Source organism: Clostridium sp. Marseille-P7770 (assembly GCF_902143525.1).
Classification (GTDB): Bacteria; Bacillota; Clostridia; order Lachnospirales; family Lachnospiraceae; genus Pilosibacter.
The window spans coordinates 406,839-422,853 of sequence record NZ_CABFVC010000003.1 but is presented as its reverse complement, the minus strand read 5'-3'; the positions used below and the strand labels follow the sequence as shown (position 1 = coordinate 422,853).

The following is a 16,015-nucleotide window of genomic DNA, read 5'->3' as shown; positions in this document are numbered from 1 at the left end:
ATGGAATCATATATACGAAAACAGGGATGACGGATTTAGATTGATCCGTACATCCCTGTTGTTTCTTATTCTGCATCATCCGGAAAACCGAAGATAAGAGAAAAATCCACCCGGTCGGAATCGGTCTGTTTATTGATGCTGATATGATCGGCGGCCGAGATGACCATATGCATTCTCTTTTCACGCGGCGTAATATCAATGCCGCACTGACTGCTGAAAGTTGCCGTGATGTCATGCCACGGGTCTTGCTGGATTTTCAGTCTGGAACCGGTGATCTCCGCAAAGTCTTTCAGAATCGGCAGGAAAGCGGCATCAAACACTGGGACATTACAAATGTATCCGATTTTGAAAATATGTTTGTAGGATACTGGTCTCATCCTAAATTCACAAAACGAGCAGGTACCTGGAACAACGGCACCTTCATTCCAACAATCTAAACTCAACACTTTACCCAAAGAAGAAGCACGAACCCAGCGTCCGTGATTTTTCTTTACCTGAAAAATCGATGATTAGCAAAACTTCGTCTTGTATTACATACGCGATTCAAGATTTTCAATCATATCCATCATTTCTTTCCTAAAATCTTCTTCTGTGCCTTTTTTCGCCTTTTCCAGTATGGATTTCAGAATCCGAGTTGTTTCCTGATACATGTGGTTGATTGCTTTGGTTTCTATCTTTTTCTCATAACTGAGATCACCGGTCAAAGAAAGAGAAAAACGTATTTCCGCAGGCTGGAGCGGGATCTGAAATACCAGCAAATTGGAAAGCAGCAGCTCCGGTTCAACGCCAAAGAGTTCCGCCATTCTTTTCACGTTATCCGAAATCAGTTCAGCATTGTCTTTTTGAAACTCTGTCCGTAAAGATTCCTCGATGCACGGGTTCTCCGTGATTTCATAGGGAGTACCGCCGATCTTTCTCATAAGCAAAATGCTTGGAAAGTTATCCGGGTATACCTTGCTGTGGAGTTTCTTCACATGATATTCATTCTTACAGATTTCCAGTAACCGAACCAAAGCGGCATATCCAATCCCCTGATGACGGAATCTTTCAAAAAGTTCCAGCCCAAATTCTTGAACTTCTTCGCCCAGTTTCAGAATGGAAGCAAATCCGCAGATCTGATCGCCCATAAGAACGGCATAATGAGCCTCGGTATCGGCAAACATGGCTTTCCACGATCGGTCGTTCGCTTCTTCGTCCTGCAGCATGCGCTTGTTTACCCATGTTTCATTTTCCAATTCGAAGTATGTCTCCTTATCCGAATCCAGAAGTTTTCTTAATTCAATGTTCATACCCATCATTTCCTTTGCGTGTTCGATCATTATGGGTCCATTCTATCATAATGCAGGTAAAAAGGACAGCAGGCGGAGTGCCGTAATTACACTCAACCTGCGTCTCCGAAGTGCCGCGTGGGATTCTATGTTTCTCTTATACACAAGTGTGTGATTGACGCAGTCCGTGCGGCGGCTTATACTGGAGACAGAATAAATTGAACGTACTGGGAGAATCATTTTATGGCAAAAACTATCATATACATTCACGGCAAAGGCGGTAATGCCGAAGAAGCCATTCATTATAAGCCGCTTTTTGGCAACTGTGATGTCATTGGTTTTGATTATGAATCGCAGACACCATGGGAGGCCAGGGAAGAATTTCCGAAATTCTTTGACACGGTCTGCCGGAATGCTCAGCCTGTGGAAATCATTGCCAACAGCATAGGAGCTTTCTTTTCCATGAACGCTTTAACGGACAAAAAAATCAGCAAAGCTTATTTTATTTCACCAGTCGTAGACATGAAAAAGCTGATTTCTGATATGATGCTGTGGGCCAATGTTACGGAAGAAGAGCTTAAGTGCAGGAAGAATATCCCGACAGCGTTCGGTGAAACACTTTCATGGGAATATCTTTGTTATGTAAAAGAACATCCTGTTGCGTGGAATGTTCCGACACACATTTTGTACGGGGATCGGGATAGCCTGACATCTTATGAAACCATTTCCTGTTTTGCAGACCAGATTGGTGCCACACTGACCGTCATGAAAGGCGGGGAACATTGGTTTCACACGGACAATCAGATGGCATTCCTTGATCAATGGATCAAAAAATATATCTGATCAGATTCAATAAAAACTTCGGCAAATGCGATTGAACTGGAAAACGAAGAATACGGAAGAAAATCTATTGTTCTGGAAGAAAAGGAGAAATTCATATGATGGAAAACTATGTTTATCCCGGACACTCATGAGATGTTTGATTTGTACGACACACAGGAAGAACTGATCTCCAAAGAAAGCCATGATATCGGGTTGGGGCTTGGTTCAAGAGTGGACGCGGATCCCGATTTGGAGTATCTGCTGGAGGTGCTGTTCACTCCGGTAGAAGCCCGCTGCTCATATCTGGATATCTGGGGAACCAAAAAGTATCCGGATATCATCACGGACATTAAGGATGGCAAATTTATGGATATGTCCATGGAAGAATTTGAGGAAAAGCGGAAGAAATGGGTAAAAGAGATCCGCGAGACCGCTCATCCGATGCTTCGTATTGTGAAAGCAATTAAGTATGGTCGTGAGGTCAATGATTGGGAAATCAAACTGCATCTGCAAAATCTGGTTTCCAGACAGAAAAATGTACTGGTTTATATGCAGGTGTGCCAGAATATGATCACTCACGGCTTCTCCCTTACTCAGAACGGCTGCATCTCATTTCAGGCAGAAGAAATTTCGCTCGGTATTCCCAAAATATAAAGCATTTGTACTTACGACAGGAGGCACGGATCATCACGGTCCATGCTTCTTTTTTGCCAAAACAAATCGTTTTCTTTCCATAATTCTTTCACAAAAAATAATGATGAAAGAGGGAAGATTACATGAATGCAATAACCATGCCGACATGTTTCCGGCCGTATCCTCGAGAACTGCTATACAGCTGGATTATACGGCTCTACAATTCAAACGGATACCCTACCGTTTATAAAATGTATTTAATGGTATGCCGTCATGTGTTTGGCACCATGAAAGGAGAGCGTAAAAATGATTTCATTAGGAGAACGATATCTTTTCCATGTGCATACGTTCCGCTGCGGACATGCAGAGATGGTATCCGATGAAGAATATATCAAAAAAGCGATTGGTCTTAGAGCAACTGATATCTGCTTTACGGATCACGCTCCGTTCCCCGGTAATCCGTTTGGTGGACGGATGAAGTATGAGGAACTGCCGGAATACATATCCACTCTTAAAAATCTGAAGGAACAGTATCAGAGAAAAATCAAAATTCATATCGGACTGGAGATTGAGTATTTTTCCAGATATGATCAGAGTGGATATTATCAAGAACTTTCCAATAATCCGGATTTGGAAATTCTTTTGCTTGGACAGCATATGGCAGAAGACCCGGAAGACAGAGAGCATTATACGTTCGAATGGCCGAAAGAACGATTACAGGTTGACGAATACACAGTTCTTGGCGGTGCGATGATCGCGGGAATGAAAACAGGCTGTTTCAAGATCGTTGCTCATCCGGATCGGATTTTCAGAAGACAGAAAATCTGGACTCCGGAAATGGAAGCAGTTGCTGTACGGGTGATTGATGCAGCTGTGAAATATGGATTGCCTCTGGAAAAGAATTGTTCCTCCATGCGACACAAACATCATTATTGGAAGGAGTTCTGGGAGATAGCCGAAGTGAACGGTGTGGAGACGGTTATCGGATTGGATGCTCACAAATTAAAAAGGCTGGAACTGCCAGATTTCCAATAACGAGGTAATAGGGAGTTTACAGATTCCAAAAAGATATTTCAAACAAAGTAATAAATATGAATAGTCCGTTTTATTGGACAGCATTTGTGTTATGATAAGGGTACAAAGAAAAACAAATCAGCAATCTTTAAGGAGGGCGCCGGTATGAAGTGGAAGGATTTTAACGGTGATGGAAAAATTGATGCAACTGAAAGATTCTTATGGGATGAATTAATGTGTACCAGCAAAGAGGAACACGAGGCTCTTTTTGGAGATGCCGGAGATTTCGATGAAGATGATGACGACGAGGATGACATTGACTTCGATGATTGTGATATGGATGATGACTTCTAAATAGCAATATTATAGGAAACAATGGAAGAGGATGAATGCTCAGATCAGCTGACATTCATCCTTCTTTGAAATAGGGCTACCGCAATCCCACTGGCTTTAGACGGTGGGTTAAGGTAGCCGGAAGCGGAGGGTTGTGCTATACTTGCGTTATGGAAACGTGGAAATCAAAAAACAGACACAAATATTTGTTACAGTATCATATTATTTTCGTATGCAAGTATAGAAAGAAATTGCTGATGTCAAAACAAATATCAGATGATATAAAGCAGTTTTCTTATGAGATATGTCAAAAGCATAAAGTCATTATCAGACATATGGAGACAGATAAAGATCATATTCATTACATGATAGAAACAGAACCAACAATGTCTATCAGTAAAATAGTAAATCTGATGAAGAGTTATACAACATATCATATTTGGAAAAGATATCCGGATTATCTACGAAAACATTTCTGGAAAGAACATACTTTTTGGACGGACGGATATTTTGTCTGCAGTGTAGGAAATGTATCAGAAGAGATGATGAGAAAATATATAGAAAATCAAGGGTAGGAAGGTGGCGACAGTGGGTGTTAAAAGCATATAAATACAGGATATATCCTAATAGCGAACAAAGAATTCAGATTGCAAAAACATTTAGCTGTTGCCGTTTTGTTTACAACCAGACATTGGCATATCGGAAAGAAATATACGAGAAAGAGAAAAAGTCAGTTAGTAAAACGGATTGTAATAATTACTGTAACAGAGAATTAAAGAAAGACTATGAATGGTTAAAAGAAATAGATAAATTTGCTCTGACCAACGCAATCTATCACATGGACGCTGCATATCAAAAATTCTTTAAGGAACATGCAGGATATCCGAAATTCAAGAGCAAACACGATAACCATAAAGCATACACAACAAACTTCACAAATGGAAATATTGCGGTAGATTTTGAGACAGGAAAGATAAAATTGCCAAAATTAAAAGCGGTAAAAGCAAGGTTACACAGGGAATATCGTGGGCAGATTAAGTCAGCGACCGTTTCGCAGGTTTCCAGTGGAAAATACTATGTGTCCATACTTGTAGAAACGGAGCATAAGGAACTGGCACATACAAATCATAACATAGGAATCGATTTAGGAATTAAAGATTTATGTATTACTTCCGATGGGAAGGTATATGAGAATCAAAAAATCATAAAAAAATACGAGAAACAGCTTGTAAAGCTGCAAAGGCAACTGTCACATAAAGGAAAGAGAAGTAAGAACTATTATAAAACAAAGAAAAAGATAGCATTATGCCATGAGAAAATAAGGAATATGAGAAAAGATTATCTACATAAAGTTTCACATGAGATTATCAGCGAAAACCAAGTGATCGTTTCAGAGAATTTACAGATAAAAAACATGGTAAAAAATCATCATCTGGCAAAAGCCATAAGTGATGTATCATGGTATGAGCTGACAAGACAGTTAGAGTATAAGGCAAGATGGAATGGCAGGAAATACATCAAAATAGATACATTTTATGCCAGTAGTCAATTATGTTCTGTTTGTGGGTATCAGAATCCAGATACAAAAGATTTGTCAGTGAGGACATGGATATGCCCGAAATGCGGAGCAGAACATGACAGGGATATCAATGCCGCAAAAAATATACTGACAGAAGGATTAAGACAAATAGCATAAAGAAATATATAGGGCAGGGACTGCCCAAATTAACGCCTGTGGAGATAGTAGGTTACGAGGTCGATGAAGCAGGAAGCCCATTGGCTTAAGACAATGGGTAGTCCACATTGAGAACCAAATTCCGTAGTTATGAAAAATTGTTCTCTGTCGAGAGATACTGTACGGGGACTTCTTTTGTCAGCCACACTCCGTTTGTCGATAAATAAAACAGGTAGCCATCCGCAGACATCGATTTAGCATCAATCCGATAGATAACCGGTTTCCCGTGTCGCCTTCCGACGGTTCTCGCGGTGTCAATGTCTTTGGACAGGTGGACGTACAGTCTGGACTTAGGGGTCAGCCCGATTTGGTTAATGGATTCCACATATTTTTCTCCGGTGCCGTGCCACAGGATGTTCGGCGGGATTTTTTGTTCCAATTCCACATCGACATGAATGGAGTGCCCCTGGTTTGCCCGTATCAGGGTTTTGTTCTCATTAAAGGAGTATCGCTGCTTGGAGTCCGTCCGAACAATCTCCTCCAGCATCTCCATATCAAATTTTCGCGTTTTTGCAATCCCGGCAATCAGTTCATCCACACGAGCCCAGCCGTGTTCATCCAGCTGGATCCCAATGGATTCCGGATGGTGACGCAGGATACGGGAAATGAATTTGCTTGTTCCTGTATTATCTTGTGGCTTCATATTTGTATTTCCTTTCCGTAAAATTTTATGAGAGAAGAACGGTATCATCAAACAGCATTCCAAGTTCTTTCATATGTTCGTTGAACTGATTGACGATCCGTTCCGCCGGCGAGTAAAAGCCGAGCCCTTCAGAAAGCAGAACTGCACATCCTGCGACATTGTGTTCAGCCAGAAACATTGCAAGAGAACTCACGACAAGGTTGGTATCGTCCAGTGATTCCAGCCAGACATGCAGATTTCTTGGAAAGTCTGGATCGTCAAAATAAAGGTCACCCCATTCCCCGTTGTTCATGCTCATCTTCATTTAGAAATCCCCTTCAATATTAGTGATAGTTCTATCATAACGGAAGACAAGTGTTTTGCCAATAATGCAAATTTATCTTCCATAATTCTACCAGAAAAGAGCAAACAATATTTTCAGAATGCAAAATTTCATTGCCACCTTCAAAACTAATTGTCGTTTATGTAAACGCATTGTATAATGGACTTGATTAACATAACGCACAAAACTGCAAAATATGGCAGATGATCACAAATTATGCGGAGAGGGTGAAAACGTGGCAATCAGTTACAACAAGTTATGGAAACTGCTTATTGATAAAAACATGAAAAAGATGGACTTGCGTAATGCCGCCGGAATATACCAAGCAGCCAGAAGAAACAACGCAGCAGTCTTGCGAACGATTTTCTGGAATAGAGAGTATTCGGCTTAAAGAAATTGTTGTTACTGAGAACTATAAGCAGTGGAAGCAGGATCCGGATGAACTGGAAAAGCTTATGAGGTATTATGAAGAGCATAAGAAACTGGATAAGCCGGTACTAGTAAAAATAAAAAATGGACGATACAAACTAAAGGATAATTTTCTCCAATACTATGTTGCGAAAAAGCTACACAAAACATGGGTTAAAGCAACTATGGATGCGAAATATCTGAATGGAAAATCCAAATGACACAGTTAACAGAAGGAGAGCATGTATGTATGACAGTCATATCTATTGCAGGGAACACAAAGAACTGAAAGACCAGATTGTTGATATTGTGAATGGAGAAATGGAAGAGTATGATATTGACGAACTGTCTGCTCATATACAGGAATTATACGATGACGGTGAAATGTCATCTTCGCAGTATGATGATCTGATGTCTTATATTCAGGATTTACAGGAATGAGAAACCAAGAAAGTTTGGGGCTGTTGATTTATCAGAATGGTAGAAGAAAAATAGGAAAGTGCAGGCACGCAGCTTGCACTTTTTCTTTTCCTGCAGGAATTGAACCAGAGGTTCAATGCAGTCTTTCCGGTGCAGTGATATAACTGTCGTATCAGGGATATTACGGGAAAGGAGAAAGCACAATGGATGAAACCGCAAAGAGAATTACAAAGCGAATGAGTCCGAAGGAAAACGGAAAGAGACGGAAGGAAGAATGTTCCGTTTTTCTGTCGCACCGTAAGAGAGAATCGCTATGGGAAAGGATTTCCATATGGAGAGAGGACATTGTCTGCATTTATCAGAGACTGAGGTACGGATACTGTTACCGTGACACCTGGTCGATCGACCAATGGTTTCTTACGGTTGTTTCGAACATGATCCATGACCTTCGTGTTAACAGTCATGGCTACCCCGGCTCCTTTAAAGGAGCGGAAGAAGAAAACATCCGGAAATGGGACCGTATTCTGGGAAGAATGGAATTTCTGTTCCGGGAAGCAAATGAGGGCACGTGCAGAAAGAAAAATCCGTATGAGAAAGAACATGACCTGGCACGGGAAGAATTCACGGCAAAATACGGCATGTTCGGAGAGAAACTGAAAACGGAAGAGGAGATTGCAAGGGAAAAGCGGGAGCATACGCATCGTCTGTATACGATGAGCGATGTTCCGAAATATGCGGAGATATCGGAAAAGTGGCTGGCGGCCGAGGGAGAACTGCGTGAGTACCGGGACCGGTACCTGAAGCAGGGCATGGAGCTTATGACGAAATATTTTTGGAACCTGTGGGATTGATCAGCAGGAACGGGCAAAAAGGAAGCGGCGGGGAGTCGAAGGAGGATCCCCTGCCGCTTCTGTCGTTGGCTTTCTGTTTCTTCCGGTTGTATGCCTTGCCGTTCGGCATGGTCCGCGTTGCCGGGTTCAGAATTCCCCAGGTGGAACGCTGTGCGGAATGGTATGCTTTTTGTGCTTTTTTACTCTGTTTGCTGATTGGGACAAATGATTTCTTCATGCAGCATCTCGATTCTGTTCCAGTGTTTCCATGATGCCGTTGCAGAATTCCATGTAATCGTTGTGCCCGAAAAGAAGCATCTTGTTGCGTAAGGACTCCATGGATTTCTCAAATTCCGCCGTATCTTTCTTTCTGACTTTGCAGAGAATGATACGGTACGGGGAATCGTCCCGTGAGAATTCGTTTCCTAACCGCACGGAAACATGGTTCTGTGCGAGCAGGGAATCCGCAAGATAGTCCTTGTGGTCGATGTACATATATGGGACGGACAGGATGGACAGGCCGTCCAGTCTCAGAAAATTTTTCATAGGCTCCTCCTTTGTGATAGCTGTCTGTAAGGAAAAGGCTGCGAAATTCACATTCCGCAGCCGTGGTGCCTGAAACCGTACCCCGGCACCAGCGTGATCGCTCACGGGTTTTCTACAGGGGGATTATTTACCATTGATATTTGCTGAATTAGCGTACCATGAACCGAAAGATACAACGGATAAAAAATAACAAAACAATCCATGTCACTGAACGTTAACAATCCCATCTGCATTTTTAAAGACCCTGTACGGAAAATTCTTTAAATGTCCGCTTCAAACAGGAACGTCTGATTGTACTGGTCAAGGGCAATCTGCATTTCCATGATTTCGCCGGAGATATGTTCGTAATCCTGTTTTACCAGTTCCGGATCGTAATTGGTATAGCGATACTCAGGAACGGCATTCCTGGAGCTGAATGCATGGGAAGATTCCCTCATTTTCGGAAGGCATTTCCGCATGGTGTCCAGGGTCGCTTTGCGGGAGTTGAGCTGTGCCATCCTTACCAGAATGCTGTCGACGCTCATTTCCGTATCGCCTACCATGATCTTTGCTGTTGCGTTGGCCAGGTTCAGGGCGTGCTTGATAATAACGGTTTTTCGATCAATTTCTTTCAACGTCTCGGAAACGGCGGAGTAGTCATACTCCGGGATGACCGGTTCCTCGCCGACGGCGGCAACGTATGTACGGGATGTCGCTTCCTTGGCTTCCCAGTAGGACTTTTCGTCCGCCAGGCTTTTGAGCAGTTTATTGGCATAAGCCGAAGTCATTTTCATGATGTATTCGCCTCCTTCGCATCAATTCCTTATGACACGATTATAAGGCGAGAGAGGGAAGATGTCATTGAACCCTTGGTTTAAAGAAACCCATAAAAGAGGAATATCCCCGTCAATGACGAGGATATTTTCAATGCTGGTATGTAACAGTCTGCTGAGAATGATAAAGTTGTCCAGGCTTGGAAGTGATTTCCCGGCGATCCACTTATAGATTGCCTGCGGGCTCTCAAAGCCGAACGCACCCTGGATCTCGCGATTGGATGCTGCGGATTGCAACCATATCGTAAGAATGAATATGAGATCGGGTTTCATCTGCTTCCGCAATTCTGGAGAAAAGGCTACGCAGTGGAAGCTGCATCGGCTGTCATCAACTACGCGTTTTCCATTTAGAAAGCAGACGCACTGTTTGCAGGACAGAATCCTCATAATACTGAATCTGCAAAGGTTTTGCGTAAGCTGGGTTTTCACTATATTGGTGACGAATTTTACGAACCAACCGGCTTATATCATCCGTCCTATGAATTAAAGCAAAAACATTAGAATCGCAGATTCTGGTTTGCCGAGCTCTATAGGAGTAAATGATACATTGGAAGATCATGAAATAATATTTAACCCGACAAACGGCTGCATCTCATTTCGGGCATAAGACATTTCGACTGGTATTCTCGAAATAGGGAAAGGGACAACAGCGCAAGAGCACAGCCTGGAAGATATGAAAAAATCTCCGACAGTTCCACTGCAAAAACACAGCGGACTGCCGGGGATTTTTCTTTTGTTATAAACAAATCAGCTCATCATGCGGAAAAGACCGATGACTTTACCGAGGATCTCTACGTGATCCAGGATGATCGGGTCCATCGTGGAGTTTTCTGGCTGGAGACGGAAGTGACCGTTCTCTTTGTAGAACGTTTTTACGGTCGCGGAGTCATCAACGAGCGCAACGACTTTATCGCCGTTCTCGGCGTCCGGCTGCTTTGCAACGATGACTTTATCACCGCTGTAGATCCCGGCTTCGATCATACTGTTTCCTTTTACTTTTAACATAAATACTTCTTTGTTCGGGAGCATTTCGGCAGGGATCGGAAGATAATCTTCGATATTCTGCTCCGCGAGGATCGGAGTTCCGGCGGCGACCGTACCGATCACCGGCACATTTACAACTTCACGTCTTGTAAGAGCGAAATCATCATCGAGAATTTCGATAGTTCTCGGCTTCGTCGGATCCCGGCGGATATATCCGTTCTTCTCCAGGGATTCCAGGTGGGAGTGGACCGAGGAGGTGGATTTCAAGTGAACCGCCTCACAGATCTCGCGCACAGCCGGCGGATATCCTTTCTTTAAGATCATTTCTTTTATATATTCAAGTATTTCTTTCTGCTTATCAGTAATTTTTCCCTGACTCATGAGACCCCTCCTTTTATTCGTCACGGCGATTAGGAAAATGGCAACCGCGCATACACGGGGAGACATTTGACGACCGCTGTAATAATCTGCAAAAGAATATTTCTTCTCTGCATACATAGTATCATAAACTGCGAAAAAAAGCAAACCTTTGTTCGAAAAAATGGAGAAAAAGAATTGACAAACATATGTTCGCATGATAGAATCTAAACCAGAACAGATGTTCCCAAACATGAGTTTGCACTTACTGAATACAGAGGAGGAACCAATATGAAGAAATATTTGATCGCTCTTGTGATGATCGTGATGATCATGTCCTGCTTTTTTGGAAAGACCCTGGTTATGGCGAATGAAGACGAGGATGATGCCGTCTATAACCGCTATTATACGACGATCGAGGTGGAAAAAGGTGATACCCTCTGGTCTGTTGCAAAAACTTATTATCATCATTCCGGTATGTCCGTGCGGGAATATGTATATGAGCTGAAACTGATCAACGGAATGGTTTCTGACGAACTCCGTGCCGGTGATATGATCTCCGTGGAGTATTATGCGGAGACGCCGGGAAACCCGTATATAAAGTGATGATATAAGACAGAAAGATACAGAAGAGAGGATGCGGAGAGAAAGACTCTCCGGGCTGCAAAAGAGATCCTTTGGGCAGAATGATGTCCGGGGATCTTGTTCTTTCTCCAGGATACTTGCATTCCAGCTGACCGGCGGCCAAAAGTTCCTTGCTTGCTATTGCCGGGATAAAACGGTACAATAGGAGGAGCAGAAGAGAGAGCAATAGGAGGAACCAATGAAATTATTCCATTTATCGGACCTTCATATCGGAAAGAGAGTCAATGAGTTTTCGATGATCGAAGACCAGAAATATATTCTTAAAAGAATTCTTGATCTGGCGGAAGAAGAAAAGCCGGACGGGATCATCCTGGCCGGTGATATTTATGACAAGCAGATCCCGTCCGCGGAGGCGGTCCAGGTGTTCGACGAATTTATCACAAGGCTTGCCGGGAGAGCGATTCCTGTTTTTATTATCAGCGGGAACCATGATTCGGCGGAACGGCTGGCTTTCGGCGGAAGACTGTTGAACAGCCGGGGGATCTACCTTTCGCCTGTATATGATGGGAGTGTCACGAAGATTCCGCTGAAGGATCAATACGGAACAGTCTGGATCCACCTGCTCCCGTTTATCCGCCCTTCGACTGTGCGGCATGTATTTGAGAATGAGGCGGATCTGGTAACGGATGTCCAGACTGCGGCGGAGACGGTGATCCGCCATATGGAGATCGATCTGAAGGATAGAAACATCCTTGTCGCACACCAGTTTGTCACGGGAGCTTCCAGGTGCGAGTCGGAGGATGTTCAGGTCGGTGGTCTCGACAACATTGACGCAGCGGTCTTTACACCGTTTGATTATACAGCACTTGGACATATCCACAGTCCCCAAAACGTAGGAACTGACCGGGTTCGCTATTGCGGGACTCCCTTAAAATATTCATTTTCGGAGGTGGACCAGGAGAAATCAATTACAGTCGTGGAGTTGGAGAAAAAAGGAACAGTAAGGACCAGCCTGCTGCCGTTAAAACCTCTCCGGGATATGAGGAAGCTCCGGGGCACTTATCTGGAACTTACCGACCGTTCTTTTTACAGAGATATGAACCGTGAAGATTATATCCAGGTGACCTTGACGGACGAGGATGATGTGCCGGACGGTCTTCAGAAACTGCGTGTGATCTACCCGAATATCATGCAGCTTTTGTATGACAATCAGAGGACAAAAACCACCCAGGAGGTCGATGCAGCACAGGCCGTAGAAAAAAAGACAGAGATCGAACTGTTTTATGAGTTCTATGAACTTCAGAATAATCAGCCTATGACGAAACAACAGAAGGATTTTGCAGAACAATTGATCCGGGAGATAAAAGAATGAAACCTGAAAAACTGGTGATCAGTGCCTTCGGCCCATACGCGGGGGAGAACACGATCGATTTTGAACAACTTGGAGAACACGGTCTTTACCTGATCACGGGAGATACCGGCGCCGGTAAGACGACGATCTTTGATGCGATCACATTTGCCCTGTACGGTGAGGCAAGCGGAACTGTGCGGGAAGCCGGAATGTTCCGGAGCAAATATGCGAAAGCAGAGACGGAGACGTTTGTGGAGCTGACTTTCGCCTATCAGGGAAAAGAATATATCGTCAGAAGAAATCCGGAATATGAATGCCCGAAAAAGCGAGGAACCGGATTTACAACGAAAAAAGCGGATGCGGAACTGATCTATCCTGACGGACGTCAGCCAGTGGCAAAGATGGGCGCGGTCACAAAGGCTGTGACGGAGCTGATGGGTTTCGACTATAAACAGTTTACTCAGATTGCGATGATCGCCCAGGGGGATTTCCAGAAACTTCTGATCGCAGGGACTGCGGAACGCGGAGAAATCTTCCGTCAGATCTTTCACACGGAGATCTTTCAGGAGATCCAGTGGCGTCTGCGGGACGAGGAAAAGCGCAGACGAAAAGATTATGATGATCTGCGCCGGAGCATTACCCAGTACCTGGAGGATGCCTGCTTTGAGGAAGATCCGGCGGCGGAACAGGAATTTAATTCCTTAAAAAAGGTACACTTTGAAGGAAAAACAATGCGGGGGATCGAGTTGCTGCGCAGTGAGACAGAAAAAGAAAAGGTACATCTGGAAACGCTGGATGGATCTGTGCAGAGCCTGGAAAAGCAGATCTGCGCGGTAAATGAAAAAAAGGGAAAGGCGGCCCAGATCAGACGGATCGAGGCAGAACTGGAGAATAAAAAACAGGAACGGGAACGACTTAATCCGGAGTATGAAGCGGTCCTTGCAGAATGGAAAAAAGTGGAGAAAAAGTCGGAGCTTCGCGAAGAACTGGCAAAGAAAGTTCAGAAACTGGAACTGGATAGTCAGAGATTTCTGGAACTGGATCAGAAAAGAGGAGAAGCGGCTGGGAAAGAACAGACACTTTTGAGCGTTCAGACAGATAGAAAGTCGATGCAGGAACAGACGGATCTTCTGCAAACAGAACTGGAGAACCGGTCTGGGGACAGAGAGAAGATTTCCAGAGCACCGGTGGAGAAAGAGCAGCTGTCAAATGCGAAAGAAGCACTTTTGCGACAGAAAAAGGAACTGGAAGAACACCTGGAGCGGCTTGAGTCGACTTACAGGGAATTGAAAGATGTGCAGAAAGAGTACGCAATCTCGATTTCCCTGCGTGATGAGAGCCGCATACGGTATGGACACCTGGAAACATTGTTTCTGAATGCCCAGGCCGGCATTCTTGCACAGGATCTGGAGGAAGGAATCCCCTGTCCGGTATGCGGTTCCTGTCATCACCCGGCTCCTGCTGAGCTTGCAGAAGAGATCCCGGATCAGGAAGAACTGAAACTAAGAAAGAAGGAAGCTGAACGGGCAGGAGTGAAGTCTGAGAGGCTGAGCGAGAGAGCCGGAAACTTAAAAGAAAATCTGGATCTCGAGATAAAGAGGATAGCGGAGCTTCCTGCCGTTTTGAAAGCAGACCTGTATAACAGGATATCAGAGATATCGGATCCTACGGAGTGTATGACGGCAGCCAGACTGGCGATAACAAAGACGGAGAAAGAACTTTGTGAACTGGAAATCCGTATCAGATCGAATGCAGAACAGCTGAAACAGCTAAAAACGCTGGAAGATTCAATAAAGAAGCTGGAAAAGGCTCTGGAGACGGCGAAAGAAAAAAATACGGCGCTTGCCTTGTCGGAGCAGAACCTGTTGACATCCCTGTCAATGCTGAAGGTGCAGGTGAAAGAGCTTCAGGAAAGGCTGGAAGGGCAAAATGCGGCAGAGATCGAAGAAAACCTGAAAATGATGAAAACGCAGAAAAGGGAGCTGGAGCTGGAAGAAAGCAGCGCGAAGGCTAAAATGGAAAAATACCAGAGAGATATGGCGAGCCTGGATTCTGCGGTGGAAACACTGGAAAAACAGATCGGAAAAAAAGAAGAGCTGAAGGAAACGGAACTCTCAGAGATGCTGGAACGCCTGGAGACGAAAAAAACAGGAACATTAAAACAGCGGGAACAGCTCCATTCGGCTTTACAGAACAACCGGAAGATCTACGAGAAGGTCTGCACCTGGCAGAATCTCATGGAACAGACAGAACAGGAATATATCTGGGTCCACTCACTTGCGGACACGGCAGCCGGGACACTGAATGGAAAGCGGAAGATCGAACTTGAGACCTATGTCCAGATGGCGTATTTTGACCGGATCCTGAGGCGGGCGAATATCCGGCTGATGACGATGAGCAGCGGTCAGTATGAACTGAAAAGAAGTGAGACATCGGGAAACAAAAAGGACAAGAGCGGACTGGAACTGAATGTGATCGATCACTATAACGGAAGTGAGCGGAGTGTAAAGACGCTCTCCGGCGGCGAAACGTTCCAAGCCTCGCTTTCCCTGGCGCTGGGACTTTCGGATGAGATCCAGTCTATGGCAGGCGGGATCCAGCTGGATGCCATGTTTGTGGACGAAGGATTCGGTTCTCTTGATGAGGATGCGCTGGACCAGGCGGTAAAGGCACTGGGAAATCTTGCGGACGGAAAAAAACTTGTCGGTATCATTTCTCATGTTGCGGAGCTGAAAGACAGGATTGAAAAAAAGATCGTGATAACAAAAAAACGCGGTCGGGAAGGCGTGGGAAGCAGTGTCAGAATATCGGACGGCGTGATCTGAAAACGTGCGTGACAGCAGATCCGGCAGGAAGAGAGCTATTCCAGCCAATGTCCGTCGCAGTCGGAAGAAGTGTCAGCCAAATATGCGGAGAAAAGGAACCGGAAAAAAAGAAGCATCTACATCGTAG

The 16,015-nt window shown here is 44.3% G+C and carries 21 protein-coding genes and 1 pseudogene; 14 read left to right on the top strand and 8 right to left on the bottom strand.

All coding sequences use genetic code 11. The features are described from left to right. Positions 1-65: 65 nt before the first annotated feature. A complete protein-coding gene (locus FN001_RS09090; RefSeq protein ID WP_142411599.1) occupies positions 66-455 on the bottom strand; it encodes a hypothetical protein in 390 nt (129 codons plus the stop codon). Between the two features lie 75 nt (positions 456-530). After that, positions 531-1,289, bottom strand: coding sequence for a GNAT family N-acetyltransferase (locus FN001_RS09085; protein WP_182426747.1), 759 nt, complete (start codon positions 1,287-1,289; stop codon positions 531-533). Positions 1,290-1,511: 222 nt separating this feature from the next. Between FN001_RS09085 and FN001_RS09080 the strand changes: the two genes are divergently transcribed. The 6 genes from FN001_RS09080 (at position 1,512) to tnpB (ending at position 5,766) form a co-directional block, all read left to right on the top strand. Beyond that, complete coding sequence (locus FN001_RS09080) at positions 1,512-2,111, top strand: alpha/beta fold hydrolase (protein ID WP_118297999.1); 600 nt, start codon at positions 1,512-1,514, stop codon at positions 2,109-2,111. Between the two features lie 141 nt (positions 2,112-2,252). After that, a complete protein-coding gene (locus FN001_RS09075) occupies positions 2,253-2,744 on the top strand; it encodes a hypothetical protein (RefSeq protein ID WP_142411598.1) in 492 nt (163 codons plus the stop codon). A 285-nt stretch (positions 2,745-3,029) separates the two neighbouring features. Beyond that, on the top strand, positions 3,030-3,758 hold the full coding sequence (locus FN001_RS09070; protein WP_142411597.1) for a PHP domain-containing protein: 729 nt from the start codon (positions 3,030-3,032) through the stop codon (positions 3,756-3,758). A gap of 144 nt (positions 3,759-3,902) precedes the next feature. After that, positions 3,903-4,091, top strand: coding sequence for a hypothetical protein (locus FN001_RS09065; RefSeq protein ID WP_118529910.1), 189 nt, complete (start codon positions 3,903-3,905; stop codon positions 4,089-4,091). 149 nt (positions 4,092-4,240) lie between these two features. After that, positions 4,241-4,645, top strand: a complete 405-nt coding sequence (tnpA, locus tag FN001_RS09060) for an IS200/IS605 family transposase (RefSeq protein ID WP_142411596.1) — start codon at positions 4,241-4,243, stop codon at positions 4,643-4,645. A 17-nt stretch (positions 4,646-4,662) separates the two neighbouring features. Continuing rightward, a complete protein-coding gene (gene tnpB / locus FN001_RS09055) occupies positions 4,663-5,766 on the top strand; it encodes an IS200/IS605 family element RNA-guided endonuclease TnpB (protein WP_142411595.1) in 1,104 nt (367 codons plus the stop codon). Between the two features lie 127 nt (positions 5,767-5,893). Here the strand turns inward: tnpB and FN001_RS09050 are convergent, their stop codons facing one another. Both FN001_RS09050 and FN001_RS09045 read right to left on the bottom strand, forming a co-directional pair. After that, positions 5,894-6,448: an RNA 2'-phosphotransferase gene (locus tag FN001_RS09050; protein ID WP_142411594.1), complete on the bottom strand. Its 555-nt coding sequence runs from the start codon at positions 6,446-6,448 to the stop codon at positions 5,894-5,896. A gap of 25 nt (positions 6,449-6,473) precedes the next feature. Further along, positions 6,474-6,752: a hypothetical protein gene (locus FN001_RS09045; RefSeq protein ID WP_142411593.1), complete on the bottom strand. Its 279-nt coding sequence runs from the start codon at positions 6,750-6,752 to the stop codon at positions 6,474-6,476. Between the two features lie 253 nt (positions 6,753-7,005). On the opposite strand from FN001_RS09045, the pseudogene FN001_RS18450 reads away from it, so the two are divergent. The 4 genes and pseudogenes from FN001_RS18450 to FN001_RS09035 all read left to right on the top strand — a co-directional run. Then, a pseudogene (locus tag FN001_RS18450) lies at positions 7,006-7,089 on the top strand (helix-turn-helix domain-containing protein); the annotation flags it as partial. Beyond that, a complete protein-coding gene (locus tag FN001_RS18090; RefSeq protein WP_185911884.1) occupies positions 7,076-7,399 on the top strand; it encodes a hypothetical protein in 324 nt (107 codons plus the stop codon). The pseudogene FN001_RS18450 and the gene FN001_RS18090, both read left to right, overlap by 14 nt. Before the next feature lie 25 nt (positions 7,400-7,424). Further along, the gene (locus FN001_RS18445) at positions 7,425-7,619 is read left to right on the top strand and encodes a hypothetical protein (RefSeq protein WP_243121981.1); all 195 of its coding nucleotides are present in this window, start codon (positions 7,425-7,427) and stop codon (positions 7,617-7,619) included. Positions 7,620-7,801: 182 nt separating this feature from the next. Next, complete coding sequence (locus FN001_RS09035; RefSeq protein WP_142411591.1) at positions 7,802-8,449, top strand: hypothetical protein; 648 nt, start codon at positions 7,802-7,804, stop codon at positions 8,447-8,449. 213 nt (positions 8,450-8,662) lie between these two features. Here FN001_RS09035 and FN001_RS09030 read toward each other — a convergent pair whose 3' ends face one another. The 3 genes from FN001_RS09030 to FN001_RS18725 form a co-directional block, all read right to left on the bottom strand. Then, positions 8,663-8,974, bottom strand: coding sequence for a hypothetical protein (locus tag FN001_RS09030; protein ID WP_142411590.1), 312 nt, complete (start codon positions 8,972-8,974; stop codon positions 8,663-8,665). Positions 8,975-9,234: 260 nt separating this feature from the next. Continuing rightward, positions 9,235-9,747 (bottom strand): hypothetical protein, encoded by a 513-nt coding sequence (locus FN001_RS09025; RefSeq protein ID WP_182435761.1) that lies wholly within the window; start codon positions 9,745-9,747, stop codon positions 9,235-9,237. Positions 9,748-9,768: 21 nt separating this feature from the next. Beyond that, positions 9,769-10,059: a helix-turn-helix domain-containing protein gene (locus FN001_RS18725; RefSeq protein ID WP_486463499.1), complete on the bottom strand. Its 291-nt coding sequence runs from the start codon at positions 10,057-10,059 to the stop codon at positions 9,769-9,771. On the opposite strand from FN001_RS18725, the gene FN001_RS18440 reads away from it, so the two are divergent. Continuing rightward, positions 10,018-10,137, top strand: coding sequence for a GNAT family N-acetyltransferase (locus FN001_RS18440; RefSeq protein WP_243121980.1), 120 nt, complete (start codon positions 10,018-10,020; stop codon positions 10,135-10,137). The two genes, FN001_RS18725 and FN001_RS18440, sit on opposite strands and share 42 nt — an antisense overlap. A gap of 396 nt (positions 10,138-10,533) precedes the next feature. Here FN001_RS18440 and lexA read toward each other — a convergent pair whose 3' ends face one another. Next, entirely contained in the window at positions 10,534-11,151 is a 618-nt protein-coding gene (lexA, locus tag FN001_RS09010; RefSeq protein WP_118298003.1) for a transcriptional repressor LexA, read from the bottom strand. Positions 11,152-11,418: 267 nt separating this feature from the next. On the opposite strand from lexA, the gene FN001_RS09005 reads away from it, so the two are divergent. The 3 genes from FN001_RS09005 to FN001_RS08995 all read left to right on the top strand — a co-directional run bounded on the left by FN001_RS09005 (position 11,419) and on the right by FN001_RS08995 (position 15,888). Continuing rightward, positions 11,419-11,733 (top strand): LysM peptidoglycan-binding domain-containing protein, encoded by a 315-nt coding sequence (locus FN001_RS09005; protein WP_118298004.1) that lies wholly within the window; start codon positions 11,419-11,421, stop codon positions 11,731-11,733. Between the two features lie 217 nt (positions 11,734-11,950). Next, on the top strand, positions 11,951-13,084 hold the full coding sequence (locus FN001_RS09000; protein WP_118532999.1) for an exonuclease SbcCD subunit D: 1,134 nt from the start codon (positions 11,951-11,953) through the stop codon (positions 13,082-13,084). Beyond that, positions 13,081-15,888: an AAA family ATPase gene (locus tag FN001_RS08995; protein WP_142411589.1), complete on the top strand. Its 2,808-nt coding sequence runs from the start codon at positions 13,081-13,083 to the stop codon at positions 15,886-15,888. Before FN001_RS09000 ends, FN001_RS08995 begins: the two co-directional genes overlap by 4 nt. Positions 15,889-16,015 lie beyond the last annotated feature (127 nt).